Origin of the sequence: Gemmobacter nanjingensis, assembly GCF_014652195.1 — a bacterium.
In the GTDB taxonomy this organism is placed as follows: domain Bacteria; phylum Pseudomonadota; class Alphaproteobacteria; order Rhodobacterales; family Rhodobacteraceae; genus Gemmobacter; species Gemmobacter caeni.
The window spans coordinates 17,374-42,879 of sequence record NZ_BMYI01000020.1 but is presented as its reverse complement, the minus strand read 5'-3'; the positions used below and the strand labels follow the sequence as shown (position 1 = coordinate 42,879).

Below are 25,506 nucleotides of genomic sequence, written 5' to 3'. Positions count from 1 at the left end.
ACTTACCGGGGGGCGGATTTCACAATGGCATCAATCGACAACGGCTCGGACCTCGGCATTGAAGCCGCCCTCTTTAAAGCCGCGGACAAGCTGCGTGGCAACATGGAGCCGTCCGATTACAAGCATGTCGCCCTTGGCCTGATCTTCCTCAAGCACATCTCGGACGGGTTCGAGGCAAAGCGCGCCGAACTTCTGGCCCAATACCCCGAAGGCGCCGAGGATCCCGACGAATACCTTGCCGACAACATCTTCTGGGTGCCGACTGAGGCGCGCTGGTCGCATCTTCAGGCCAGCGCCAAGCAGCCCACCATCGGCCGCTTGATCGACGAGGCGATGATCGCCATCGAGAAGGTGAACCCCTCGCTCAAGGGCGTCCTGCCCAAGGACTATGGCCGCCCCGCGCTCAATGCCGTCATGCTGGGCGAGCTGATCGACCTGATCTCGGGCATCGCGCTGGGCGAGGGCAAGGACAAGGCCCGCGACCTGCTGGGCCGGGTGTACGAATACTTCCTCGGCCAGTTCGCGGGCTCCGAAGGCAAGCGCGGGGGCGAGTTCTACACCCCCCGCTCGGTCGTCCGCACCATGGTCGAGATGTTGGAACCCTACAAAGGCCGCGTCTACGACCCCTGCTGCGGCTCGGGCGGCATGTTCGTGCAGTCGGAAAAGTTCGTCGAGGCCCACGGCGGCCGTCTGGGCGACATCGCCATCTACGGGCAGGAATCGAACTACACCACCTGGCGGCTGTGCAAGATGAACCTCGCCGTGCGCGGAATCGACGCCGACATCAAGTGGAACTCGGCAGGCACCTTCCACAAGAACGAACTTCCCGACCTGCGCGCCGATGTGATCCTGGCCAACCCGCCCTTCAACATCTCGGACTGGGGCGGCGAACGGCTGCGCGAGGATGCGCGCTGGAAGTACGGCATCCCGCCTGCAGGCAATGCCAACTTCGCCTGGCTGCAGCACATCCTGCATCACCTGTCGCCCACCGGCACGGCGGGGGTGGTGCTGGCCAATGGCTCGATGTCCTCCACCCAGTCGGGCGAGGGCGAGATGCGCCGCGCCATGATCGAGGGCGAGGTGGTGGATTGCATGATCGCCCTGCCGGGGCAGCTGTTCTATTCCACCCAGATTCCGGCCTGCCTGTGGTTCTTGGCGCGTGACAAATCGAACGGTATCGCGCGCGACCGCAAGCTGCGCGACCGGCGCGGCGAGGTGCTGTTCATCGACGCCCGCAAGCTGGGGTTCATGGTGGACCGCACGCGGAAAGAGTTTTCCGATGCCGACATTGCCCGGATCGCCGAGACCTACCACGCCTGGCGGCTGGGTGAGGGTTACGCCGACGTGCCGGGTTTCTGCAAATCGGCGAGCCTTGAGGAAATCCGGTCCCACGGCCACGTCCTGACGCCGGGCCGCTATGTGGGCGCCGAGGCGGCAGAGGAGGACGAGACGCCCTTTGCTGAACGCTTCGCGGCTTTGCAGGAGCAACTGGAGGCGCAGTTCGCCGAGGCAGAGGAATTGACGGCGACCATCCGGGCGCGGCTGGCGGGGGTTGGGGTGTGAGTGCGTTTGTTCCCTTGGCTGACCTGTGCAGCAAGATCACAAAAGGCACTACGCCGAATGCGAAAGACGGCGGTTTTGCTGATAGGGGAGTAAACTACATCAAGTCGGAGAGCCTTTCCTATGACGGCTCGATTGATGTAACCAAGTTCGCCTTCATCTCTGAGGAAACGAACCAACGCTTGAAGCGGTCCATCATTCAGGATGGCGACATTCTCTATTCGATTGCAGGCGCGAACCTCGGGAAATGCGGGATTGCGCGTTTGGAACATCTGCCCGCGAACACCAACCAAGCTGTCGCAATCATTCGCGTTGACGAGCGGCGCGCTTCGAGCCGCTTCGTTAGCTTATGCCTGCGAAATCCGAGTTTTGTTCAATCCGTTCTTGGAGGGGTCGCGCAGTCAGCACAGCCAAATGTGAATCTTGCCGACATCGGGCGCTTCAAAATCCCCAACCTAACCCTCCCCGAACAACGCGCCATTGCCGCAACCCTCGGGGCGCTGGATGACAAGATCGAGTTGAACCGGAAGATGAACGCCACGCTCGAGGCCATGGCGCGGGCGCTGTTCCGCGACTGGTTCGTCGATTTCGGCCCTACCCGCGCCAAAATGGAAGCCCGCGCCCCCTACCTCTCCCCCAACCTCTGGTCCCTCTTCCCCACCCGCCTCGACGACGAGGGCAAGCCGGAGGGGTGGGAGGTTTCGCCGCTGGACGCTTTGGCGGAAGTCACCATGGGCATCTCACCGGATGGCTCGACCTACAACGACGACGGCCAAGGAACGCCGCTTTGCAATGGCCCGGTTGAATACGGCGACTTTTTTCTTCGACAGATCAAGTGGACCACAGCCCCAAGCAAGCTGGCGCAACGGGGCGACCTGATCATTTGTGTGCGCGGTTCGACCACTGGCCGGCACGCTTTCGCCGATGCAGAATACTGCCTTGGGCGAGGCGTGGCATCAATTCGCGGAAAGCACGACTGCCAAGAGTTTGTCGAAACTGCGATTCTTTCACAAATGAACCGTTTGCTTGAAAAGACAACGGGTTCGGTATTTCCGAGCTTGTCCACTCAGGACATCAAGAAGTTTGGCTTGGTCGATCCGGGTCTGTCGCTACGGCAGGCATTCTGTAACGCAGTCCGACCAATGCGCGCGAAGATCTGGGCAAAGGTCGAAGAATCCAGCACTCTCGGCCAGATCCGCGACCTCCTGCTACCGCGCCTGATGTCGGGAGAATTGCGGGTGGCCGAGGGCGAGCGCCTCGTTGGCGAGGTGGCATGATGAGCGAGGCAGTTGTCGCCCTGGTGGGTGCCATTGTGGGTTCAGGGATCGTCGTTGTTCGCGAATGGCTGGCCAGTTCGGCCGACAGTCGCAAGCATGCGAAATACCTCGCCGTTCGCGTCGTGATCACGCTGGACAGGTTCGTTGACCAGTGCGCGGTCGTTTCGCTCGACGACGGGTATCTTGAAGGGAACCGCGACGAAGCAACGGCGACCACCGAAGCGCCATCGCCCATCAGCTTTCCCGATGATGTGGACTGGCGCAGTATCGATCACCAACTGGCCTATGATCTTCTCTCGCTCGACAACAAACTACACGACGCCCAGCAGGCGATCAATGCGGCGGCCGACTACGCGTCGCCCCCGGACTACGACGCATATTACGAAACGAGGCGCTACAGGTATGCCCTTCTCGGGCTGGAAGCCGCAAGACTCGCCCGCATCCTTCGGGATACGCATGATCTTCCCAGAAGAACCTTCGGCGAATGGAACCCCGAAAGCAAACTGGAGGAGACACGCAAAGAGATCGAAGCGGAACGGGAAAAGGACAAAGCGCTTTCGTCCGAGCTGCTTTGAAAAGCCGCGTGCCAAGCCATACACTATCAAACTCGCCCACCCTTTAGGTCAAACAGCATGAGCGCAGCCGAGATCGATCTGACCAACCTGAAACGTGCCATCGTCATGCGGCTCGACTGCGAGGCGAAAGAGCATTCCAAGGGCCACCAGAAGAGTTACGCAAACCGCTATTCGATGCGATCCTCCGACGGCGCCCTGATAGAGTTGATGTTCGAGAAGGGCGAGAAGTCCCCTGCCAATCTGTGGGTCAAAGAGGATTTTGTGCGGGACCTTCTGGATGGCCGCATCCCGTTCACGATTTCCTCCGCATCGAAGCTGTACCAGACCGTCGGCAAGACCGGCGAGAAGCAGTACGGACGTCACTCGGCGCTAGAGGACATGATGCAGCTTGGGAAGGCGGACCTCGTCTGTTTCGCCCTTCGGAGCATGGCGGACCTCGACCAGATTCTAGCGGTGCTGGCACAGGTTACGAGACCGGTGCGCGCATGATAACCTTGTCCGAAGTCGAAGCCGCCCCGCTCGATCACGCTGAATGGCAGGGGGATGTCTGCCTGACTGGTGCCGTTTCCGGCCTGAATGATTTCAAACCTGAGCGGGATGTCGCGTCGGAACAGATGGCGGAGGCGGTACGATGACCTGCCCGTGCATCACGCCGCTGCGTTGCGTTTTTCGCAACTGGACTCTTGACCTGGTGGAGAAAATGTCCACTTATGCGTTCATATCTCCCTCGGCGCTTCGGTGCCGGGGCGCGCGGCGGCCCCAGTGGCCGCTGCTGCTTTTTCGGGGGTTCGCATGAGAACCCACGTTTATGTCGACGGTTACAACCTCTACTTTGGTTGCCTCAAGAAGACTCCGCACAAGTGGTTGAATCTGCACGCGCTTTGTAGCGCGCTGATGCCGCAGAACGACATCCGTGCCATCCGCTACTTCACCGCGCAGGTCAGCGGCACCCCGCATGATCCCGACCAGCCGACCCGCCAGCAGACCTATTTCCGGGCCCTGCGCACCCTGCCGCAGGTCAGCATCCACCTCGGCCATTTCCTGACCCACGAGGTCAGCATGCCCGACGCCGCCGACTGGCAGCGCGGAAGATACACCCCGCGGCGGGTGATGAAGACCGAGGAGAAGGGCTCGGACGTCAACATCGCCACGCATCTGTTGATCGACGCCTTCGATGATGCGTTCGACGTGGCAGTGATCGTCAGCAACGACAGTGACCTCAAGGAACCTATCTCGGTGGTTCGCAACCGGTTCGGCAAGACTATCGGGATTCTCAACCCCCAAGCCAAGGTCAGCCGCGCCCTGCAACCGCTGGCGCATTTCATCAAGCCGATCCGGCCAGGCGCCTTGGCGAACGCGCAGTTTCCGGCCGTGATGCAAGACGCCACTGGGCAGTTTCACAAACCGGCGCGTTGGTAGGGGATCGGAATGGCAACATTGACCGAAGCCGAAGTTGAAGCCGTCCTGCTCGATCAGCTCGGAGGGCTGGGTTACGCTCTCCGGAACGACGCGGTTTCCGGCCCTGATGGCAACGCACCCGAGCGGGAGGCGTATTCCGACACCATCCTGGCTGCGCGGCTGCGGGATGCGATGGCCCGGCTGAACCGCCACATCCCCGAGGACGCGCGCGAGGATGCCCTTCGGCGGGTGGTGGCCAGCGACCGACCCTCGCTGATCGAGGAGAACCGCCGCCTGCACCGCTTCATGGTCGAAGGCGTGCCGGTCGAATACCGGGCAGACGATGGTACGATCCGCGGCGATGCGGTGCGGCTGGTGGACCCGGAGGACGGACTGAACGACTGGCTGGCCATCGCGCAGTTTACGGTCATTGAGAACGGCAACAACCGCCGCCCCGACGTGGTGGTGTTCCTGAACGGGCTGCCGGTGGGCGTGATCGAGGTGAAGAAGCCGGGGGCCGAGACAGCGACACTAGGTGCGGCCTTCAACCAGCTGCAGACCTACAAGGCGCAGATCCCTTCACTGTTCCGGGCCAATGCGGTGCTGGTGACGACCGACGGTATCCAGGCCCGCATCGGCTCGCTGACTGCCGATCTGGAACGCTTCATGCCTTGGCGCACCACAGATGGCGCCGATGTGGCGCCCAAGGGCGCGCCGGAAATGTCGGTGCTGATCGACGGGGTCTTCGCGCGGCCGCGCCTCTTGTCGCTGATGCAGGATTTCACAGTCTTTGGCGACGCGGCCGGTGGCATTGCCAAGATCATCGCGGGCTATCACCAGTTCCACGCCGTGAAGCGAGCCGTGGCCAGCACGGTGGAAGCCAGCCGTTCTGGGGGCGACCGCAAGGTTGGGGTGATCTGGCACACGCAGGGGTCGGGCAAGAGCCTGCTGATGGCCTTCTATGCCGGGCAGCTGGTGCGCGAACCGGCAATGGAAAACCCGACCATTGTCGTCATCACCGACCGCAACGACCTGGACGACCAGCTCTTCGGCACGTTCTCCATGTGCCGCGACCTGATCCGCCAGACGCCGGTTCAGGCCGACAGCCGCGAGGATCTTCAAAAGGCACTGTCGCGCGCCTCTGGCGGTGTGGTGTTCACCACGATCCAGAAATTCGCGCCGGAGAAGGGCGAGGCCTATCCGCTGCTGACGGATCGGCGGAACGTGGTGGTGATCGCAGACGAGGCGCACCGCAGCCAATACGGCTTCAAGGCCCGGATCGAGAAGACCGGCGAGATCGCCTATGGCTTCGCCAAACACCTGCGCGACGCGCTGCCGAATGCGTCCTTCATCGGTTTCACCGGCACGCCGATCGAGCAGGACGACGTGAACACCCCCGCGGTGTTTGGCCACTACATCGACGTCTACGACATTAGCCGCGCCGTTGAGGATGGGGCGACGGTGCCGATCTACTACGAAAGCCGCCTAGCCAGGATCGAGCTTCCTGAGGAGGAAAAGCCGAAGGTCGATGCCGAGATCGAGGAACTGACCGAGGACGAAGCCGTCAGCGAACAGGAACGGCTGAAGCGGAAGTGGTCCACCGTCGAGGCGCTTGTCGGGGCAGAGAAGCGGCTGCGCATGGTTGCCGAGGACCTCGTCGCCCATTTCGAGGCGCGCGTGCAGGCGATGGACGGCAAGGCCATGGTGGTCTGCATGAGCCGCCGCATCTGCGTCGACCTCTACAACCAGATCGTCGCCCTGCGGCCCGACTGGCATTCCGACGACGACAATGCCGGGCTGGTGAAGATCGTGATGACCGGATCAGCCTCGGACCCGGAAGCCTGGCAGCCCCATATCGGGGGAAAGGCGCGCCGCGATCTGCTGGCCAAGCGGGCAAAGGATCCGAAGGATGCGCTGAAGCTGGTGATCGTGCGGGACATGTGGCTCACCGGCTTCGACAGCCCATCCATGCATACGATGTACATCGACAAGCCGATGCGCGGCCACGGGCTGATGCAGGCGATTGCCCGCGTCAACCGCGTGTTCCGCGACAAGCCTGCAGGGTTGATCGTCGATTACATCGGCATCGCCCAGAACCTGAAGTCCGCGCTGGGCCAGTATTCCAAGGCGGACCAGGAACAAGCGGGGATTGACGAGGCAGAGGCCGTTGCCGTGCTGCTGGAGCGGCTGGATGTCGTGCGCTCCATGTTCCACGGGTTCGACTACTCGGCTGGATTGACCGGCACCCCGCACCAACGGCTCGTCGCACTGGCAGAGGCGTTGAACTGGATCCTCGCCAGGCAGGACGAAGCCGCCCAGCGCGAAACCGACAAGGAGGCGAAGAAGGCTTCGCACCGCCGATACCAGGACGCAGTGCTGGCGCTCTCCAAGGCCTTCGCCCTTTGCTCCGCCAGCGATACGGCCCGCGATGTCCGCGACGAGGTGGGCTTCTTCCAGACCGTGCGAGCCGCGATGGTCAAGGCGGCCGACAGTTCAGGTACGTCGGCAGCCGACCGCGACCTCGCAATCCGCCAAATCGTCAATGCTGCCGTCGCTTCGACCGAGATCGTCGACATTCTGTCGGCGGCAGGGCTGTCATCGCCGGACATCTCCATCCTGTCGGATGAGTTCCTCGCTGAAGTCGGCCAGATGGAAAAGAAGAACCTGGCTCTGGAAGCCCTGAGGAAACTGCTAAACGACGAAATCCGATCACGCAGCAAGAGCAATGTGATCGAGACCCGGAAGTTCTCGGAGCGGCTCGAAGAAGCCATCGCGCGCTACCACACCAATGCCATCAGCACGGTCGAGGTGCTGCAGGAGCTGATCGCGCTAGCCAAAGAAGTTCGCGATGCACGAAGCCGCGGTGAAGAGACCGGGCTGACACCAGAAGAGGTCGCATTTTACGATGCGCTGGCCGACAACCAGAGTGCGATTGACGTGCTCGGCAATGATCAGCTGAAGATCATCGCCCATGAACTGCTCAAAGGGCTCAAGGCCAATGTCAGCATAGATTGGGCCCATCGCGACAGCGCTAGGGCAAGATTGCGAGTGCTCGTGAAGCGCATCTTGAGGAAGTATGGTTATCCGCCGGACCTCGAGGATGCCGCAGTGCGCGGTGTCCTGGCGCAGGCGGAGGCGATGCTGTCGGAAATGTCGGGGTCATAAATCGTGGCAACCAAGCTGATGCGAGTTCTTCTATCACTTCTGGCCCTTGCGGCTGCTTCTCCTGTGCTGGGACAGAGCTTCTCCTGTCGAATTGGCACGCAGCCCGCATGCCTGGACTACGGCGACAAGGTCTGCTCGAGCAGCGGCATGTGCGTCGACCGTAACGCTGCTTGCTTCGATCAGTATCAGTGTAACTACGAGGGGTTCACCTGCAAATCAAACGTCACCGAATGCGTCGAAGCACATGATTCCCTGCTGCGAAAACACAATGAGCTGGTCGACGATTTCAATGAGAACCTTGAGATTGCCAAGAGGATGGCAGCGCGCTTGGATGACATCGAAAGCTGCCTGATCAATGCCAGCACCCTCGATGAGGCAAAGCGATGCGCGCAATAATCCCCCCTCCTCTGGTTCCTCCCCGGCCCTGAACGTATGCGGGGGGGCGCAGCGCGGCGGTTCGCTAGCGTGGGGCATTTTCACCGGGGAAGCCAGGCGGAAGCCACCTTGCGACCCGGAGCCGGAATTCGCGAGTCAGATCAGCGGCTTGCGGAATCACGATCTGGCCGGGGTGGATTCCCGGCGGGAAGCCAGGGAATCCACACTCAGGGAAGCCACCGGTTCGGAAGCCAACTCGTCTCGCGGCTACGCGGCAACTCTTTGTCGGGCCGCCGCTGCAAGCCGCGCCGCGGCAGCGGCCGGAGGCGTCAGGCCCGCCCGGCTTCCTTCTCCAGAAGACCTTGCAGCAGCGCCAGACGATCTTCGCTGAAGTTGCCGGGGCGCGGGGTGAGACCGCTGACGGCACGGACGAAGAACTGGCGGAAGTCCTCGCGCTCCGCGCACCAGGCGAGCAGCTTCACCCCCTGCGGCGGATGCACCAGCGCCAGCGGCAAGACCGTCCGCGCAGTCTCGTTCCCCGACAGGTCGGTGTAGCCGAACGACACGGGCTGGCAGGCCCGGATGGCGGCGTGCAGCGTGGCGAGGTCGGCGGCGGCCGCCTCGGGCACGTCTTCCGGCCAGTACTGCGCCGGGCGCACGTCGAGCATCTGGTAGAGGCGTGCCAGGAGCGCGCCCTCGGGGTCGGTCTGGGACAGGCGCTCGATGGTCGCATTCGCTGCGGCGGCCGTGACGGGGTCGCCGCGGTAACCTGCAAGCGCCAGGCCACGCAATGCCGCGTCGCGCAGATCGGGGTCGAGGACAGGCGCCGGGGTCGCCATGGTGCTGGCCGCAGCGCCATTCCCGAAGCCGATCGCAGCGGCAGCACCGGCAAGCCGGGTGCCGAGAGCGCGGCGTGTCAGGGTCAGGGGCTGTGTGCGACCGGGTCGCATGGCGATTCCTCCTTGGGACTGAAAAGGCGTCCCTGATCGCACGGCGCGGCCCTTTCGGTCCAGCAATTTGAAGCCCCGCGCGTCATTCCAATCCGGCGTGTTTCACCTGTGCCATGCCTGTGTGCGACACCTTCCCTGACCTTCTGAACCAATTTGAAAGGAAGCCGTTGAATCCGCTTCACTTTTCGGGTTGACAGACCTGCCCCCATTGACCTACCCCTTGATCATCGAAGAATTGCGCCCGGAGGAAACCCCTCACGGGCGCTTTTCATTTCCCCTCCCCCACATCCCGAGCCCCATCCCATGGACCTCGTCTTCGCGCCGAGCCAGGTTGAATCCTGGCCGATTGCCCGGCTGCGCCCCTATGCCCGCAATGCCAAGATGCATGGCGACGAGCAGGTGGCAAAGATCGCCGCCAGCATGGCCAAGTTCGGCTGGACTGTCCCTTGCATGGTGGCCGACGACGGCGAGCTGATCGCCGGCCATGGGCGCGTGCTGGCGGCCACGATGCTCGGCCTGACCGAGGTGCCGGTGATCCGGCTGAGCCATCTCGACGAGGCCGAGCGCCGCGCCTACCGGATCGCCGACAACAAGCTGACCGAACTGGGCGAATGGGACGAGGCCATGCTCCGCGACGAGATCGCAGGGCTGCTGGCCGAGGATTTCGACCTGACACTCCTTGGCATCAGCGATGATGAGCTCGACGCGCTGCTGCGGGATCCGGAGGCGCTGGGCGGCGATGGTCCGGTCGAGGGCGAGGACGATGTTCCGGAAATGCCGGTCACGCCGGTGTCGCTGCCGGGCGATCTCTGGCAACTGGGCGCGCACCGGCTGATCTGCGGCGACAGCACCGCGGCCGATGTCGTTGGGCGCCTGCTGGGTGATGTGCGCCCCCTTCTGATGGTCACCGACCCGCCCTATGGCGTGGAGTACGATCCCTGCTGGCGCAATCAGGCGGGCGCGGCCAAGACCAAGCGCACCGGCAAGGTGCTGAATGACGACCGGGCCGACTGGCGCGAGGCATGGGCGCTGTTCCCCGGCGACGTCGCCTATGTCTGGCACGGTGCGTTGCATGCCGGGACCGTGGTCGACAGCCTTGTGGCCGCGGGCTTTGCCATCCGGTCGCAGATCATCTGGGCGAAGGACCGGCTGGTCCTCAGCCGGGGCGATTATCACTGGCAGCACGAACCCTGCTGGTATGCGGTGCGCGCCAAGGGCAAGGGGCACTGGGCCGGGGACCGCAAGCAGACGACGCTGTGGCAGATCGCCAACAGGGATCAGGATGCGGCCACCGTGCACGGCACGCAGAAACCGGTCGAATGCATGCGACGGCCGATCCTGAACAACTCCAGCCCCGGCCAGGCGGTCTACGAGCCGTTCATGGGATCCGGCACAACGCTGATCGCAGCCGAAACCACGGGCCGGGTCTGCTTCGGTGTCGAGTTGAACCCGGCCTATGTCGATGTCGCCATCGAGCGCTGGCAGTCCTTCACCGGTCAGGCGGCCATGCTGGTAGATACCGGCGAGACCTTCGACGCGCTCAAGGCGAAGCGGCTCGCGGCATGAACGCGCCCCTTCTGCCCGGCCGGATCGAACGCTGGCCCTTGGCCCGTCTCCGGCCCTACGCCCGGAATGCCAAGACCCACGATGCCGACCAGGTGGCGAAGATCGCTGCCAGCATGGCCGAGTTCGGCTGGACCGTACCCTGCCTGGTTGCCGCCGATGGCGAGCTGATCGCTGGCCATGGCCGCGTCCTGGCCGCAGCCCAGCTGGGTCTGGTGGAGGCCCCGGTGATCGTGCTGGGCCATCTGACCGAGGCGCAGCGCCGGGCCTATCGCATCGCCGACAACAAGCTGACCGAACTGGGCGGGTGGGACGAGGCGCTGCTGCTCGAGGAACTGCGCGGGCTGATGGCCGAGGACTTCGACCTCGGGCTGATCGGCATCCCCGAGGACGAACTGGACGCGCTGCTGCACGATGCCGACGACCGCGCGCCCATCGACGATGACGCGGCCGACACCATCCCTGAGGCCCCGACCGATCCGATCACCCGGCCCGGTGACATCTGGGCGCTGGGCGACCATCGCCTGGTCTGCGGCGATGCGACCGACCCGGCCGTGGTGGCGCCGCTGATGGACGGGGCGCAGGCGTCGCTGATGTTCACGTCCCCCCCCTATGCCCAGCAGCGCGACTATGGGGTGGCGAAGGAAAAGGTTGGCGACTGGGATGCGCTGATGCAGGGCGTCTTCGCCGCGGCGCCCGTCACCGCCGATGCGCAACTGCTGGTCAACCTCGGCCTCGTTCACCGCGATGGCGAATGGATCCCGTATTGGGAGGGCTGGGTCGGCTGGATGCGCGCGCAGGGCTGGCGGCGCTTCGGCTGGTATGTCTGGGACCAGGGGCCCGGCCTGCCGGGCGACTGGAACGGGCGGCTGGCACCGTCGCACGAGTTCATCTTCCACTTCAACCGCCAACCCCGGAAGCCGAACAAGACGGTCGAGAGCAAGCACGCGGGCGAAACCCTGGGCGGCGGCGGCCTGCGCGGGGCCGACGGCACGGTCCATCGAAAGACCGGCTACGGCAACGCGATCCAGAGCCACCGCATCCCGGACAGCGTGTTCCGGATAATGCGTCACAAGGGCGGGCTGGGCGCCGCCGGATCGCATCCTGCGGTGTTCCCCGTGGCGCTGGTGGAGGCGGTGCTGAAAGCCTTCACCGATCCCGGCGACCTGGTGTTCGAACCCTTCTGCGGCTCAGGCACCCAGCTGATCGCCGCCGAACGCACCGGGCGGCGCTGCTGCGCGGTGGAACTGGACCCGGTCTATTGCGACGTCGCGGTTCGGCGGTGGGAGTCGGCGACGGGGCGCAAAGCGAACCTCACAGGAAGCGATTAGCTTTCAACTTTCGAGGGCTTGGCCCATAAAGCACTTCGTACAAACGGAATTCTAAGCTGACCTACAAATGGAAGATGACCCCGCCATCAGTCCCGTCTCGTTCGTGGAAATGAAGGCGAGCGTCGGCTCTCTACTTTTTCTTTGGTCGTCCATTGAACGTGAGATCACCAAGCGCATCGAACAACTGGACGACGGGACAAGCAGGGTCGCGCCGCATACCTTGGCGCAGAAGATCGCGCGTTGGGAAAGCCTGCAAGCCGCCGTCTGTGACGAGCGCCCCGAACATCGCGAACTTCTCACCGAGGTGCGCGCCCGCCTCGTGATGGCGCTGGAACTGAGGAACCGCGTCACCCACGGCCTGGTCGGCATCACGGCCGACCCATTTGGCAATCGTGGGGACGCACATCTGGAGACGGAATTGAACGGCGAGACGCGCAAGCACGCCCATTCCGACCTAGAGCAGGTGATGCGCATCCTCTCCCATATGGTCTGGGCCATTGGGGCGTTGAGCGATGCGGCCAGGCAAAAGGATCCCCGCAAGGCCGAAAGCGCCTATGTCGGGATCCGGTTGAACCATCTGCCTTGACCGCCTAGCCCTGTCTCATGTCCGAAGGCTGGCAGCACATCGAAATCAACGATCACGGGACCATCGTCGTCCTGCGCCCGATCTCGGACGAGGGCCGCGCGTGGTTCGAGGACAATGTGGGCGAGCCGGAACCGGGTGGGATCTACACCTGCGAGCCGCGGATGGCGCAGGACATCCTGCAGGCTGCGGCGCGCGATCTTCTGTCGTGGCAATAAAGGACCGCCGCCCGTGCCGGGCAGCGGGGCTGCGGTGCAGACGTTCAAGGCTCAGGCGGGCAACTTATAGACAGTCCCCCTGCCCTCGACCTTCTCGGCGCGGATGGGCAGGCCCAGCTTCTTCTTCAGCGCGCCCGAGATCGAACCGCGGACTGTGTGCGATTGCCAAGACGTCGCCTCCACCATCTCCGCGATGGTGGCACCCTCGGGGCGTTGAAGCATGGCGATGATCTGCGCCTGCTTGGTGCCAGCGCGGATGGCGACGGGTTTCGCGGTGCCGGTGTCTTCGGGCGTTTGCACCGGTTCCTGCTTCGGCTTCGCCTTCCGCGCACTTGCGACAGTGTTGGCCACGAGCGGCTCGATCCCGATGGCCTCCAGCCCGGCCTCGGTGGCGATCAGCGTGGTGCCATGGCCGTCGCCGGTCTCGCGCCACAGAGGCTCGCCGCGGCGCAGGTTGGCCTCGACCTCCTCGAGCCAGCCGCGGGCGATCATCTTGCCGACCACCATCTTGGCGGCGGCGCCGACCAGCCCCTCGGGCAGCGGCAAGGCGAGGTTGCCGGGCCGGGTCGCGGCGCGGGACAGGATCATGGTCTGGGTGTCGGACGGGGTGGTCATCGGGGCCTCCGTGGCTGTGGGCGCGCGGTGTGCGTGCCTTCTACGCAGGCAAGCCCCGTCGTGGGACGGGGCGGCCGTCGCGCGTTGTGGGCGCGTCAGGCGGCGTGTTCGCCTTCCTTGAAGGCGCTGTCGGTGATCTGGCGCAGCAGGCCCGCGTAGTGCTTCAGCGTGCCAACATGCCCCCAATGGATCTCGTCGGGGTGGGTCTCGAAATGGTCGTCGCTGAGGGACTTCAGGCGCTCAAGCATGGTGTCGATCTCGGCTTTGGCGGCGATGAAGGCGTCGAGGGCTTTGGAGTTGTCGGCGGCGCGGCGGGTCATGGCGGTGGCATCCTTCGCTGAGTTGCATCGTTTCCTTGCGATCAGATTCGCTCTGTCGCGTCCTCTAATCAACTAAATACAAAGCGATATCATTAGCTTGATCGGATCATCCGCGCCATGAAAGGCATGAGCGAACGCGAGTATGCGGCGCATTCCGGCCTGTCCCGCGGCGGGGTGCAGAAGGCGCGGAAGAACGGGCGGCTGGTGGTCCATGACGACGGGTCGATCAATGCCGCAGCCTCGGATGTGCGACGGGCAGAGATGACGGACCCGGACCAGCAGCGGCGCAGCTTGGGTGGCGAAAGCCTCGCCAGCGGTGCGGGCGAGACCTCGTCCTACATCAAGGCGCGCACGCTTCTGACGGTCTATGCCGCGCAGGACAAGCAGATCGCGGTCCAGAAGAAAAAGGGCACGCTGGTCGACCGCGCGCGGGCGGAAACGCTGGTGTTTCGTCTCGCGCGGCAGGAACGGGACGTCTGGGTGACCTGGCCCGGACGGGTGGCCGCGCTGATGGCGGCGCAGATCATGGCGGAGGTGGAACGGCAATCCGGGGCATCGGTGACGATCGAGACCGCGATCATGCAAAGGGTGCTGGAAGCCCATGTCCGCGAACAGCTCGACGCCCTCGCCGACCTCCGGGTCTCGCTTGCATGATGAGGACGATGACAACGACCTGACCGCGGGTCTCGACCTCGGCTTTGACGGCGCCGAGGATCTGCTGCGGGTCTGGCGTCAGGGGATGCGGCCCGACCCGAACCTGACGGTGTCGGAATGGGCGGATCAGCATCGCTGGTTGTCGTCGCGGGGCGCGGCCGAGCCGGGGCGCTATCGCACAGCCCGGGCCCCATACCTGCGCGAGATCATGGATGCGCTGTCGCCCGGCCATCCGGCCCAGCGCATCACCTTCATGAAGGCAGCCCAGGTGGGGGCTACCGAGGCCGGGAACAACTGGATCGGCTTCGTGATCCACCACGCGCCGGGGCCGATGCTGGCGGTGCTGCCGAGCCTGGAACTGGCGAAGCGCACCTCGCGGGGCCGTCTTGATCCGCTGATCGCGGACAGCCCTGCGCTCCGAGAACGGGTCAGCCCGGCCCGATCCCGCGATGCCGGGAATTCGATGCTGTCGAAGGAATTCCCGGGCGGTATCCTGGTGCTGACCGGTGCCAATTCTGCGACCGGCCTGCGGTCGATGCCCGCGCGCTATGTCTTCCTCGACGAGGTCGACGCCTATCCGGCCTCGGCCGACGAGGAAGGCGATCCGGTCACGCTGGCCGAAGCGCGAACGACGACCTTCTCGCACCGGCGCAAGGTGTTCATGGTCTCGACGCCCACAATCCGGGGGCTGTCGCGCATCGAGCGGGAATTCGAGGCATCGGACCAGCGGCGCTACTTCGTGCCCTGTCCGCATTGCGGGGCGATGCAGTGGCTGCAATTCGACCGCCTGCGCTGGGCGAAGGGGAAGCCGGAAACCGCCGCCTATCACTGCGAGGGCTGCGAACGACCCATTGCCGAACACCACAAGACCGAGATGCTGGCCCGCGGCGAATGGCGGGCGACGGCGGTTTCAAAGGATCCGAAGGCCATCGGCTTCCACCTCTCGGCGCTCTATTCGCCCTTGGGCTGGAAAAGCTGGTCCGACATCGCGCGGGAATGGCTGGCGGCCCAAGGGTCGGACGAGACGCTGCGCGCCGCGCGCAACACGCTTCTGGGCGAGACATGGGTCGAGAGCGGCGATGCGCCGGAATGGCAGCGGCTGGCGGATCGGCGGGAGGCGTGGAAGCCGGGCACCGTGCCGATGGCCGCTCTGTTCCTGACCGCGGGCGCCGACGTCCAGAGGGACCGTATCGAGGTCGATATCTGGGCCTGGGGACGGGGCCTCGAGTCCTGGCTCGTCGATCACATCGTGATCCCGGGCGGGCCAGACGATCCGGCCGCCTGGGACAAGCTGACCGCCTTGCTCGGCCAATCCTGGCAGCATGCCAACGGCGCATTCATGACCGTGGCGCGGCTTGGCATCGACACAGGCTACGAGGCCGCGGCGGTCTATGGCTGGTCGCGCAAGGTCGGGTTCGAACAGGTGGCACCCCTGAAGGGCCTCGAAGGCTTCAACCGGTCGGCACCTGTCTCGGGCCCGACCTTTGTCGACGCTACCATAGGCGGCAAACGGCTGCGCCGCGGGGCCCGGCTCTGGTCGGTGGCTACGGCGACCTTCAAGGCGGAGACCTACCGCTTCCTGCGGATCGAACGGCCGAGTGATGAGGTCCGCGCCACCGGGATGCTCGACGCGCCCGGTACGATCCATCTGCCGGGCTGGGTCGACACCGAATGGCTGAAGCAGCTGGTGGCGGAACAGCTGGTCACGATCCGCAACAAGCGCGGCTATGCCCATCAGGAATGGCAGAAGATGCGCGAACGGAACGAGGCGCTGGACTGCCGGGTCTATGCCCGCGCCGCAGCGTGGATCCTTGGCGCCGACCGATGGGACGAAGCCACCTGGCGGCGGCTCGAGGCGCAGGCTGGCGTGGAAACGCGCATGCCGGTGGCCGTGGCGGCCGAAACCACACAAGACCCGGCCCAACCCAAGGCCGGAACCCTGACCACGCCACGCCGGAAACGGCGGGCCTACACCCCAAACTTCATGAGGGACTGATGGACCTGGAACGCATGCAGGCCCTGCTCACGGCACTGCAGGAGGCCCGCTTCGCCGGGCTGCGCAGCGTCAGCTACGATGGCAAGACAGTGACCTATGGCTCGGATGCCGAATTGGCCGCGGCAATCCGGGATCTGGAGGGACGGATCGCTACCGCCTCTGCCACCCCGCGTCGCCGCCGCTGGGGCACGGTCGCGACCAAGGGTCTGTGACTATGGTGCTCGACGCCTTCCGCGCGCGCCTTGGCTCGATCATCGGCGGGTTCGACGCGGCGCAGTCCCACCGCCGCATGCGCGGGTTTCGGGCCACCCGGGCGCATGTGAACACGCTGATCGCCGCCTCCGGCGAGACCATCACGGCCCGGGCGCGCTGGCTGGTGCGGAACAACGGCTATGCCGCAAACGCGGTCGATGCCTTCGCGAACCATGTCGTCGGCGACGGCATCAAGCCCTCGTCGAACATCGCAGACGCGGCGAAGAAGGAGGAGTTGCAAAAGCTATGGCTGGCCTGGACCGACGAGGCGGATGCCGAGGGGCTGACGGACTTCTTCGGGCTGCAGCGCCGGGCGGCACGCGAGGTGTTTCTGGCGGGTGAGGTGTTCCTGCGCATCCGGACACGGCACCCCGAGGACGGACTGACCGTGCCGATGCAGTTGCAGATGCTGCCCTCGGAAATGCTGCCCCAGGACATGACCCGCGGTCTGCCCGGCGCGGGATCAATCCGGCAGGGCATCGAGTTCGACGGCATCGGGCGACGGGTGGCCTATCACTTCTTGCGCCGCCACCCGGGCGACATGACCGATCCGGGGCTGGCCGGGGAAACCGTCCGGGTTCCTGCCTCCGAGGTCATCCACATCCTGGACCCCGTCGAGGCGGGCCAGTTGCGCGGCGTGTCGCGCTTCGCCGCGGCCGTCGTGAAGCTGTTCACGCTGGATCTCTACGACGACGCGGAACTGGAGCGGAAGAAGACCGCGGCGATGTTCGCGATGTTCATCACCTCCCCCGCGCCAGAAACCGCCCTCGATCCGGCCGAGGACGATCTGGAGGTCGAACCTGGCCAAGTGGTGCGACTGGACCCCGGCGAGGACGTGACCACGCCATCGACGCCGGACTCCGGGTCGACCTACGAGCCCTTCCAGTACCGCACGCTGTTGCAGATCGGCGCGGCGCTGGGCGTGCCCTACGGCTATCTGACCGGCGATACGGCGAAGGGCAACTTCTCGAACACCCGGATAGCCTTGGTCGACTTCCGGCGCCGCATCTCGGCCTTCCAGCATTCGGTGATGGTCTACCAGCTCTGTAGGGCGGTCTGGACGCGCTGGATGGACATGGGGGTGCTGGCGGGGGCCATCGATCTACCGGGCTATGCGACGGAGCGGAGGCAGTACCTCGCCTGCGACTGGCTTCCGACAAAATGGGACTGGATCGACCCCGCGAAGGATGCGTCGGCCGAGATCCTGCAGATCGAGGCGGGCCTGAAATCCCGCACACAGGCCATCGCCGAACGCGGCTACGACGCAGAGCAGGTCGACAGGGAAATCGCGGCAGAACGGAAACGCGAGGCGGACCTAGGGCTCGACTTCCGGCGGCCGGGGTCACCGGCGCAGGCGGCCGGTGGCAGTAGCGCGGATCAGGGCGGCGAAACGGACCCTGACAAGCAGGACCAGCGAGAGAATGACGAGGGTGAGGACCGGGAAACCCGGCCCGCGGAGGACGAATGATGCACCACACCCAGATCGCCCAGCGCGTGTTCAACACGCCCTTGATGGTCGATCCCGCCAAGGCGTTGGCCTTCCTGACCGGGCTTGGTCCTCGGATCGCAGGACGGGAGATCAGTGTCGATGGTCTGGAGGTCACGGCCGAGGACCAAGCCAGCGCCACCGTTCCCGCCCGCGCCTCGCTCTTTGGCGACGACCTGACCGCCCGACAGACGCGAAACGGCGGCCAGCCCTTCGCTGTGGTGGACGGGATCGCCGTCATCGAAATCGCTGGCACGTTGGTGCATCGCGGGGCGTGGATCGGGCAATCCTCCGGCCTGACCTCCTACGAGGGAATTGCAGCGCAGCTGCAGGCGGCCGTCACCGATCCCGTCATCCGCGGCATCGCGCTCGACATCGACAGCTTCGGTGGCGAGGTGGCCGGGGCCTTTGACCTCGCCGACCGCATCCGCGCGGCGCGTCAGGTCAAGCCCGTGCAGGCCTTCGTCGCCGACCACGCCCTCTCGGCCGCCTATGCGCTGGCGTCCCAGGCCGACCGGATCATCCTGCCCCGCACCGGCGCTGTCGGCAGCATCGGCGTCGTGGCTATGCACAGCGACATGAGCGGGGCGCTGGACCAGAAAGGCATCGCCGTCACGCTTATCCATGCAGGCGCGCGCAAGGTCGATGCCAACCTGTATCAGCCGCTTCCCGAGGCCGTCCGCGCCCGGATCGCGGGCGAGTTGGAAGACCTCCGCCAGCTCTTCGCCGAAACCGTCGCCGAAGGGCGCGGACGGCGCCTCGACACCCTTCAGGCGCTAAGCACCGAGGCCGCTGTCTTCCGCGGTGAGGCGGCCGTCTTCGCCGGTCTTGCCGACGAGGTGGCCGATCCCGTCACCGCCTTCCGCGCTTTCGCCGCCGCACCCCGCGGCACAATAACCCCAAAAGGAAAGGGCCCGATGATGACCACCGCTCCCGAAGATCATGCGCAGCCTGCTGCCACCACCCCGCCGGAACCGGCCCCGCCCGCGGCAATCGCGCTGCCACAAACCACGGCGACCGCGATGTCGCCCGAAGCGATCCGCGCGGAGGCGGCGGAGGTTGCACAGGTCTGCGCACAGGCCGCGCGCCTCGGCATCCAGATTGATGCTGCCGATGCTGTGGCCAAGGGCGTGAAGCCGGAAGCGCTGCGCGCCAAGGTGCTGGCCGATCTCGCGGCCCGCAGCGATGCCGCGGGCATCATCGCCACCGCCCCGGCAGCGGGTGCGAAGGAAAGCCCCATCGTCGCGGCCGCGAAGAAGTCGGCCGCCACCGCGCGCTGACAGCCTCGCCCATTCTGGGCCCACCCATCCCCCAACATCATGGAGACTGAACCATGCCCGTCCTGACGGAACCGCCCAGCATGGGCGACGTCCTCAAGTATGAGGTCAACCCGAACTACACCCGCGAGGTGGTGACGCTGCTGATCGGCACCAACTACCCCTCCGGTGCCGTCCTCGGCCGCGTCACCGCCAGCGGCAAATACACCCTCTCGCCCGCGACCGGTGCCGACGGTTCGCAAACGGCCGTCGCCGTGCTGCTCTACCCGGTGAACGCCGCGCTGGCAGACGCCGTTGGCATCGTGGTCACTCGCGGCCCCGCCATCGTCTCGCGCGCCGCCCTCGCCTACGAGGCCACCGTCAACGACGCGGCCAAGATCGCCGCCAAGATCACCCAGCTGGCCGCCGTCGGCATCATCGCCCGCGACGGCGTCTGATCCCCCTCATTCCCCCGGAGCACCCCCATGACCCTCGTCCGCAATCCCTTCGACGCTGGCGGCTATTCGTTGGCCGAGATGACGCAGGCCATCAACATCCTGCCCAACCTCTACACCCGCCTCGCCCAGATCGGCCTCTTCCGCTTCGAAGGCGTCAGCCAGCGCTCGGTCATCATCGAGCAATACGAAGGCGTGCTGAGCCTTCTTCCCTCCGTCCCCCTTGGCGGCCCAGCCACCGTCGGCACCCGCGAGGGCCGGTCCATGCGGTCCTTCGCCCTGCCGTGGATCCCGCATGACGATGTGGTTCTGCCCGCCGACATCCAAGGCGCCCCCGCGCTGGGCGGCGCGTTCGATGCGGCCGATCCCCTGGTCGAGGTGATGAACCGCAAGCTGCTGCTGATGCGCCGGAAGCACGCCCAGACGCGGGAATACATGGAGATGAACGCGCTCCGCGGCATCGTGAAGGATGGGGCCGGGACTACCCTCTACAACTACTTCACCGAATTCGGCCTGGCGCAGATCTCGGTCGACTTCGTGCTGGGCACGGCCGGAACCAACGTGCAGGGCAAGGTGCGCGAGGTACTGCGCGCCATCGAGGATAATCTTCTGGGCGAGGCCATGACCAGCGTGCATGCCCTCGTCAGCCGCGAGTTTTTCGACAAGCTGATCGCGCACCCGAAGACGGAAGAGGCCTACAAGTTCTACGCCTCGACCGGCGCCCAGCCCCTGCGTGAAGATGTGCGGCGCAACTTCCCCTTCGGCGGGATCCTGTTCGAGGAATACTCCGGCACCGTCACCCTCTCGACCAAGGCCACCGAGCGGCTGGTCCCCGCGAACGACGGCATCGCTTTCCCGCTCGGCACGATGGACACCTTCACCACCTATGGCGGTCCGGCGAACCTGCTGGAAACCGCCAACACCATCGGCCTGCCCCTCTACGCCCGCCAGCATCTCGACGAGAAAGGCCGCTGGATCGACGTGATGACCGAAGCCTCGATCCTGCCAGTGAACAAGCGGCCGCGCCTCGCCGTCCGGATCCACAGCTCGAACTGACGGGCCCGCCCATGTCCGTCTTCTCTGCCGCCATGGACCGCATCTTCACTCATGCGTCCATGGCGGCCCCGGCCCTCTGGATCTCGGCCACCACATCCGAGGAACGGCCCATCCGCATCATCCGCCGCGCGCCCGACCGCGTGACCGACTTCGGCGCGGGGCGCTTCGTCAGCGACACGACGGTGGTGGATGTGCGCGTGGCTGACCTGCCCGCCCCGCGTCCGGGCGATGTCATCGTCATCGGCGCCGACAGCCATGTGATCCAGGGAGAGCCGCTGCGCGACCGCGAACGGCTGATCTGGACCCTCGATCTGAGGCCAGCATGAAACTGAAGGTGGAAATCAGCCCGGACCTGGCCGCCATGATGCAGGCGGAAATCGCTGCGGGCGAGAAGGCGGTCACGACCGCCATGCGCGAGGCGGGCGCGGGCCTCAAATCTGCCTGGCGCGGCCAGATCACCGGTGCCGGATTTGGCACCCGGCTCGGCAACTCGATCCGGCTCGCGACTTATCCCAAGGGCGGCGAGAGCCTGAACGCCGCGGCACTGGTCTGGTCGAACGCCCCGGTGATCGTCGGCGCACATGACACGGGGCCGCTGATCCGGTCGCGAAACGGGTTCTGGCTGGCCATCCCCACCCCGGCCGCAGGCAAATCCACTCGGGGAGGTCGCATTACCCCCGGCGAATGGGAACGCCGTACCGGGCTGCGATTGCGGTTCGTCTACCGGCGCCGCGGGCCCAGCCTGCTGGTGGCCGAGGGGCGGTTGAACAGCAAGGGACGCGCGGTAGCGTCCCGCGCCAAGACCGGCCGCGGGCTGACCACCGTGCCGATCTTCCTCCTCGTGCCGCAGGTCAAGCTGCGCAAGCGGCTCGATCTGGCGCGGGATGCCGAGCGGGCCATCGACGGCGTGCCGGGGCGGATCGTGGCGGGATGGGCGCCAATAGGCTCGTCACCGTAAAGGGCTTGCGGCTCCAATCCTGGCGCTACGCTGCATCGTCCTCATCATGTTCCACGCTTTCGGCAATGCGCAGTTCGGCAACATCGTCGGTGAAATCGGTGAAGAAGTTCAGCTGTGGGTCGTCGCGATGAACTTTGTTCATTCTATCGACATCACACACCGCCCTGTAGACATCGCTGGCAATCGCATCGCGCCTCTGTTTGACAGACTTCTGGCGAAGCGATGGTGAGCCACCCGTATCGGTGTCGAAGTAGTGTTTAATGGCCTCACCGCCCTCAAACAGCGTGGCCGACTGAAATGCCCGATACGTGAAGCGTCCGTCTTCGTCCCATCGCTTTGCCTGACGCAAAGACTGGGTCACCTGCCGTCGTAGCATCTGCTTTACATCGACCGGGTTCGGTACGAGCCGACGGTTCGACAAAGCCCAGTCGACGAATTCACCCGGATCCGCCGACTCGTAGCCCGTTTCAGCAACCCACTCTTCCCAAAGGTTCACAACCTGCTCGCTGAAGTTTGCCATGTTTCGGCCTCCTCAAAGTTCCACGCGGGCGACTTCGTCCCACCCGTCGACAGCTTCCCACTCTTTCAGGAAAGCTCGAATGCTTGTCTGATACTTGCGCAACCAGTTGTGGCGGTTCGTCTTGTGCTGGATCTGCCCAATGACGATTGCCGGATGGATCTGGGCCCTTGCTGCAAAGGCGCGGACGTCTTTTTCGGAGATATACGGGCTCTTTCTGAGGATGAAGGACTGCAACATCGCTTGGTCGACACAGAAATCAGCAGCCGCAGCATTCGCGAGCTTTTCACATTCCGGCAGATCGGGGTTGCCTGAACCCAGATTTCCATCAAAATCGTCAATTGGCGCGAACGTATCTTCTCGGCCATCGCCGCGAAGAACGTGCTCGATTTCATGGCGCAAAACAAAGCAGAGGTTATCGATCCGATCGAGCCGGTTGGTGAGACCGATCACCGGCTGATCATCGAGCCAAGTGCAAACGCCATCAATCTTCGATCCGGCGATCTGTTCGACTAGGACCAGCCTTACGCCGCACTTCTTCAACAGGGTTGGAATTCTTGGCAGATCATCGGGATCGATAAAATGCGACCGAAGAGTTGAAAGAACACCGCGCAGGGCATCCTCAGAATACTTCGGGCAATCGATTGTTTGCGCAACACTTCGCACACGATGAAGCCACACATACTGGCCCGGAAGAATCTCCGAATATGAGGTTTTCCGAGCAGCGTGAGCAATGACTGGAGCTTCACTGACGAACGGAACCTCATCACGGCGGTTCTTGCCAAAAAATCGCACCATCTGCACATCAAGCAGGCTGCTCTCGGTATCTTCGATCCAGCCGCGCTTAATCATCTCGCGAACTGGAAACACCGCAGCCCAAGATGCTCGTGTCCGCACGCCGGGATCCGCTTTCTTTGCGCGACCCAAATCGTACTGTTTCTGCAGATTCATGAAGAATTCTGCAGGCATGTCGAAGGCGTCTCCCAGCATGTTCGCGGAGTCAGGCGTAACGTCCGTCTTACCCTTGATAAGACGATTCAACTGGCTGACATCCCATCCCAATACGAATGCCAAGTCAGCCTGCGACCAGCCCCTCGCTTCAAGTTCTTCGGCGATGAACTCCCCAGGATGCTCCGAAGGTAGGATTTCAAGACTGGCCATCAGTGATAGTCCTCAATGCTCAATATCGTGATCGTCGGCGGTTTGGTCCCTTCTTCCAGGGTGAAAACCAGTCTGAATTGGTCGTTCAGACGCACAGACCGCTGACCATCTCGTCCCCCTCTAAGCTTCTCGTAGTGCAGACTCTTCCAGTTCCGCAGCGACCTCTCATCTGGTGCGGCACGAAGCACTGTGAGCTTTCGTCGCGCAGACTTGATGATTGCCACCGAAAGACGCGTGGTCCCGGCTTGATCGGTCTCGATGAGTGCAAGTGTGGCATCAGCGAATACTACTTCCATTGCCATCTTCTACCGCTCCGCGGACCGCCATGCAACGTCAAATTGACTAGATGAGTCAATTTGGTTTTTATGTAGCGTATACTAAGGGTTAGGATAACTTTGCGATGCCAACCACCCGCGAACTCGTCCTCGGCGCGCTGTATGCGCGGCTGCAACCGCTTGCCGCCCCGGCCCTGCGTGACGAGGTGCTGCCCGAGCGGATCCCAACTGCCGGTCTGATCATCCTGCGCGACGGCCAGCCGGGCGAGCCGGAAGTGACACTGTCGCCCCTGCGGTATCACTACCAGCACCGGGCCGAGCTGGAGGTCGTCGTCCAGGCGGGCACCGGCCGGGCAAGCGCCTTCGACGACCTGATCGCCGCCATTGGCGCGGCACTTGAGGCGGACCGCACGCTGGGCGGCCTCTGCGACTGGATCGAACCCGAGGCCCCGGCCTCGGTCGACCTGCCGATCGAGGGCGCCGCTGCGCTGAAGGCGACGGTGATCACGCTCAATCTGCACTACTCCACGACCGGCCCTCTGGCCTGACACCCCTCACATAGGAGACCCCCATGGCACGCGCTCACGGCGCGCGGGCGCAGATGGCGCTTGCGTTCGAGACGGTTTACGGCACCCCGCCCGCCAGCGGCTATCGGCTGATGCCCTTTGCTCGCACCACGCTGGGCGCGGAGCAGCCGCTTCTGAATTCGGAGCTTCTCGGCTACGGCCGCGATCCCCTGGTACCAATCAAGGATGCCGTCACCGCCGATGGCGAGGTGGTGGTGCCAATCGATGTGGAGGCCTTCGGCTTCTGGCTGAAGGCCGCTTTCGGCGCGCCGACCACGACAGGAACCACGCCCAAGACCCACACCTTCCAGTCGGGCAACTGGACCCTGCCCTCGATGGCCATCGAGGTGGCCATGCCCGAGGTGCCGCGCTTCGCGATGTATGCGGGCTGCGTGATGGACCAGCTCAGCTGGCAGATGAACCGCTCGGGCCTGCTGACTGCGACTGCACGGCTGATCGCGCAAGGCGAGGCGATTGCGGCCACCACGGCCGCGGGGACGCCCACGGCCCTGGGCCTGCAGCGCTTCGGCCATTTCAACGGGGTGGTGAAGCGCAACGGCACGGCGCTGGGCAACGTCGTCTCGGCCGAGATCACCTATGCCAACGGTCTCGACCGGATCGAGACCATCCGCAACGACGGCAAGATCGAGGGCGCCGATCCCGGCATGGCCGCGCTGACTGGTCGGATCGAGGTGCGGTTCGCAGACTCTGCGTTGGTGACACAGGCCATCGACGGCACGCCTTGCGAGCTCGAGTTCGCCTACAGCCTCGGCGCGAATGCCAGCTTCACCTTCACGGCCCACGCCGTCTACCTGCCCGTCCCGCGGATCGAGATCCCCGGGCCCCAGGGCATCCAGGCCACCTTCGACTGGCAGGCGGCCCGCGCCACCAGCCCCACCCGCATGTGCACCGCCGTCCTCGTCAACACCGTCACGGGATACTGA

29 protein-coding genes are annotated in these 25,506 nt (G+C 64.7%); 23 read left to right on the top strand and 6 right to left on the bottom strand.

What is annotated here, in order from left to right:
- The first annotated feature begins 24 nt into the window (after positions 1-24).
- The 8 genes from IE126_RS21505 (at position 25) to IE126_RS21470 (ending at position 8,371) form a co-directional block, all read left to right on the top strand.
- Positions 25-1,563, top strand: a complete 1,539-nt coding sequence (locus IE126_RS21505; protein ID WP_189382199.1) for a class I SAM-dependent DNA methyltransferase — start codon at positions 25-27, stop codon at positions 1,561-1,563.
- A complete protein-coding gene (locus IE126_RS21500; protein ID WP_189382198.1) occupies positions 1,560-2,837 on the top strand; it encodes a restriction endonuclease subunit S in 1,278 nt (425 codons plus the stop codon). The genes IE126_RS21505 and IE126_RS21500 overlap by 4 nt, the downstream gene beginning before the upstream one ends.
- On the top strand, positions 2,837-3,412 hold the full coding sequence (locus tag IE126_RS21495) for a hypothetical protein (RefSeq protein ID WP_189382197.1): 576 nt from the start codon (positions 2,837-2,839) through the stop codon (positions 3,410-3,412). The genes IE126_RS21500 and IE126_RS21495 overlap by 1 nt, the downstream gene beginning before the upstream one ends.
- A 57-nt stretch (positions 3,413-3,469) precedes the next feature.
- Positions 3,470-3,901 (top strand): hypothetical protein, encoded by a 432-nt coding sequence (locus IE126_RS21490; RefSeq protein ID WP_189382196.1) that lies wholly within the window; start codon positions 3,470-3,472, stop codon positions 3,899-3,901.
- The gene (locus IE126_RS21485; RefSeq protein ID WP_189382195.1) at positions 3,898-4,047 is read left to right on the top strand and encodes a hypothetical protein; all 150 of its coding nucleotides are present in this window, start codon (positions 3,898-3,900) and stop codon (positions 4,045-4,047) included. The genes IE126_RS21490 and IE126_RS21485 overlap by 4 nt, the downstream gene beginning before the upstream one ends.
- A 157-nt stretch (positions 4,048-4,204) precedes the next feature.
- Positions 4,205-4,831 carry an NYN domain-containing protein gene (locus tag IE126_RS21480; protein WP_028030966.1) on the top strand — a complete coding sequence of 209 codons (627 nt, stop codon included), beginning with the start codon at positions 4,205-4,207 and terminating at the stop codon, positions 4,829-4,831.
- Positions 4,832-4,840: 9 nt separating this feature from the next.
- Positions 4,841-7,975 carry a type I restriction endonuclease subunit R gene (locus IE126_RS21475; RefSeq protein WP_189382194.1) on the top strand — a complete coding sequence of 1,045 codons (3,135 nt, stop codon included), beginning with the start codon at positions 4,841-4,843 and terminating at the stop codon, positions 7,973-7,975.
- A 3-nt stretch (positions 7,976-7,978) separates the two neighbouring features.
- Positions 7,979-8,371, top strand: a complete 393-nt coding sequence (locus IE126_RS21470; RefSeq protein WP_229825770.1) for a hypothetical protein — start codon at positions 7,979-7,981, stop codon at positions 8,369-8,371.
- A gap of 308 nt (positions 8,372-8,679) precedes the next feature.
- Here IE126_RS21470 and IE126_RS21465 read toward each other — a convergent pair whose 3' ends face one another.
- Complete coding sequence (locus IE126_RS21465) at positions 8,680-9,300, bottom strand: helix-turn-helix transcriptional regulator (RefSeq protein ID WP_189382193.1); 621 nt, start codon at positions 9,298-9,300, stop codon at positions 8,680-8,682.
- A 303-nt stretch (positions 9,301-9,603) separates the two neighbouring features.
- Here IE126_RS21465 and IE126_RS21460 point away from each other — a divergent pair, with 303 nt between their 5' ends.
- The 4 genes from IE126_RS21460 to IE126_RS21445 all read left to right on the top strand — a co-directional run bounded on the left by IE126_RS21460 (position 9,604) and on the right by IE126_RS21445 (position 12,995).
- Positions 9,604-10,866, top strand: coding sequence for a site-specific DNA-methyltransferase (locus IE126_RS21460; protein WP_189382192.1), 1,263 nt, complete (start codon positions 9,604-9,606; stop codon positions 10,864-10,866).
- On the top strand, positions 10,863-12,194 hold the full coding sequence (locus tag IE126_RS21455) for a site-specific DNA-methyltransferase (RefSeq protein WP_189382191.1): 1,332 nt from the start codon (positions 10,863-10,865) through the stop codon (positions 12,192-12,194). Before IE126_RS21460 ends, IE126_RS21455 begins: the two co-directional genes overlap by 4 nt.
- A 67-nt stretch (positions 12,195-12,261) precedes the next feature.
- The gene (locus tag IE126_RS21450) at positions 12,262-12,780 is read left to right on the top strand and encodes a hypothetical protein (RefSeq protein ID WP_189382190.1); all 519 of its coding nucleotides are present in this window, start codon (positions 12,262-12,264) and stop codon (positions 12,778-12,780) included.
- A 17-nt stretch (positions 12,781-12,797) separates the two neighbouring features.
- Complete coding sequence (locus tag IE126_RS21445) at positions 12,798-12,995, top strand: hypothetical protein (protein WP_074556146.1); 198 nt, start codon at positions 12,798-12,800, stop codon at positions 12,993-12,995.
- A gap of 51 nt (positions 12,996-13,046) precedes the next feature.
- On the opposite strand, the gene IE126_RS21440 is transcribed toward IE126_RS21445, so the two are convergent.
- Together IE126_RS21440 and IE126_RS21435 are read right to left on the bottom strand one after the other, a co-directional pair.
- Positions 13,047-13,610 (bottom strand): DUF3489 domain-containing protein, encoded by a 564-nt coding sequence (locus IE126_RS21440; RefSeq protein ID WP_189382189.1) that lies wholly within the window; start codon positions 13,608-13,610, stop codon positions 13,047-13,049.
- A 95-nt stretch (positions 13,611-13,705) separates the two neighbouring features.
- Positions 13,706-13,930, bottom strand: a complete 225-nt coding sequence (locus tag IE126_RS21435) for a hypothetical protein (RefSeq protein ID WP_189382188.1) — start codon at positions 13,928-13,930, stop codon at positions 13,706-13,708.
- A gap of 117 nt (positions 13,931-14,047) precedes the next feature.
- Between IE126_RS21435 and IE126_RS21430 the strand changes: the two genes are divergently transcribed.
- Genes IE126_RS21430 through IE126_RS21390 form a run of 9 tightly spaced genes read left to right on the top strand, consistent with a single transcriptional unit; the run spans position 14,048 to position 22,043 of the window.
- A complete protein-coding gene (locus IE126_RS21430; RefSeq protein ID WP_189382187.1) occupies positions 14,048-14,584 on the top strand; it encodes a hypothetical protein in 537 nt (178 codons plus the stop codon).
- A complete protein-coding gene (locus IE126_RS21425; protein WP_189382186.1) occupies positions 14,532-16,580 on the top strand; it encodes a phage terminase large subunit family protein in 2,049 nt (682 codons plus the stop codon). The genes IE126_RS21430 and IE126_RS21425 overlap by 53 nt, the downstream gene beginning before the upstream one ends.
- Positions 16,580-16,792: a phage head-tail joining protein gene (locus tag IE126_RS21420; protein WP_036706918.1), complete on the top strand. Its 213-nt coding sequence runs from the start codon at positions 16,580-16,582 to the stop codon at positions 16,790-16,792. The genes IE126_RS21425 and IE126_RS21420 overlap by 1 nt, the downstream gene beginning before the upstream one ends.
- 2 nt (positions 16,793-16,794) lie before the next feature.
- On the top strand, positions 16,795-18,300 hold the full coding sequence (locus tag IE126_RS21415; RefSeq protein WP_189382185.1) for a phage portal protein: 1,506 nt from the start codon (positions 16,795-16,797) through the stop codon (positions 18,298-18,300).
- Positions 18,300-19,598 (top strand): S49 family peptidase, encoded by a 1,299-nt coding sequence (locus IE126_RS21410; RefSeq protein WP_189382214.1) that lies wholly within the window; start codon positions 18,300-18,302, stop codon positions 19,596-19,598. Before IE126_RS21415 ends, IE126_RS21410 begins: the two co-directional genes overlap by 1 nt.
- 53 nt (positions 19,599-19,651) lie before the next feature.
- Positions 19,652-20,032 (top strand): head decoration protein, encoded by a 381-nt coding sequence (locus IE126_RS21405; protein ID WP_189382184.1) that lies wholly within the window; start codon positions 19,652-19,654, stop codon positions 20,030-20,032.
- Positions 20,033-20,059: 27 nt separating this feature from the next.
- Positions 20,060-21,085 (top strand): major capsid protein, encoded by a 1,026-nt coding sequence (locus IE126_RS21400; protein ID WP_189382183.1) that lies wholly within the window; start codon positions 20,060-20,062, stop codon positions 21,083-21,085.
- Between the two features lie 11 nt (positions 21,086-21,096).
- On the top strand, positions 21,097-21,411 hold the full coding sequence (locus IE126_RS21395; RefSeq protein WP_189382182.1) for a head-tail joining protein: 315 nt from the start codon (positions 21,097-21,099) through the stop codon (positions 21,409-21,411).
- Entirely contained in the window at positions 21,408-22,043 is a 636-nt protein-coding gene (locus IE126_RS21390) for a DUF6441 family protein (RefSeq protein ID WP_189382181.1), read from the top strand. Before IE126_RS21395 ends, IE126_RS21390 begins: the two co-directional genes overlap by 4 nt.
- A gap of 25 nt (positions 22,044-22,068) precedes the next feature.
- On the opposite strand, the gene IE126_RS21385 is transcribed toward IE126_RS21390, so the two are convergent.
- From IE126_RS21385 to IE126_RS21375, 3 genes are read right to left on the bottom strand one after another with little or no spacing between them, the layout of a single operon-like run.
- On the bottom strand, positions 22,069-22,563 hold the full coding sequence (locus IE126_RS21385; RefSeq protein WP_189382180.1) for a hypothetical protein: 495 nt from the start codon (positions 22,561-22,563) through the stop codon (positions 22,069-22,071).
- A 12-nt stretch (positions 22,564-22,575) separates the two neighbouring features.
- Complete coding sequence (locus IE126_RS21380) at positions 22,576-23,721, bottom strand: HigA family addiction module antitoxin (protein ID WP_189382179.1); 1,146 nt, start codon at positions 23,719-23,721, stop codon at positions 22,576-22,578.
- Complete coding sequence (locus IE126_RS21375; protein WP_189382178.1) at positions 23,721-24,017, bottom strand: type II toxin-antitoxin system RelE/ParE family toxin; 297 nt, start codon at positions 24,015-24,017, stop codon at positions 23,721-23,723. The genes IE126_RS21380 and IE126_RS21375 overlap by 1 nt, the downstream gene beginning before the upstream one ends.
- Before the next feature lie 104 nt (positions 24,018-24,121).
- On the opposite strand from IE126_RS21375, the gene IE126_RS21370 reads away from it, so the two are divergent.
- The gene (locus tag IE126_RS21370; protein ID WP_189382177.1) at positions 24,122-24,544 is read left to right on the top strand and encodes an acyl-CoA transferase; all 423 of its coding nucleotides are present in this window, start codon (positions 24,122-24,124) and stop codon (positions 24,542-24,544) included.
- Positions 24,545-24,567: 23 nt separating this feature from the next.
- Positions 24,568-25,506, top strand: a complete 939-nt coding sequence (locus IE126_RS21365; RefSeq protein WP_189382176.1) for a phage tail tube protein — start codon at positions 24,568-24,570, stop codon at positions 25,504-25,506.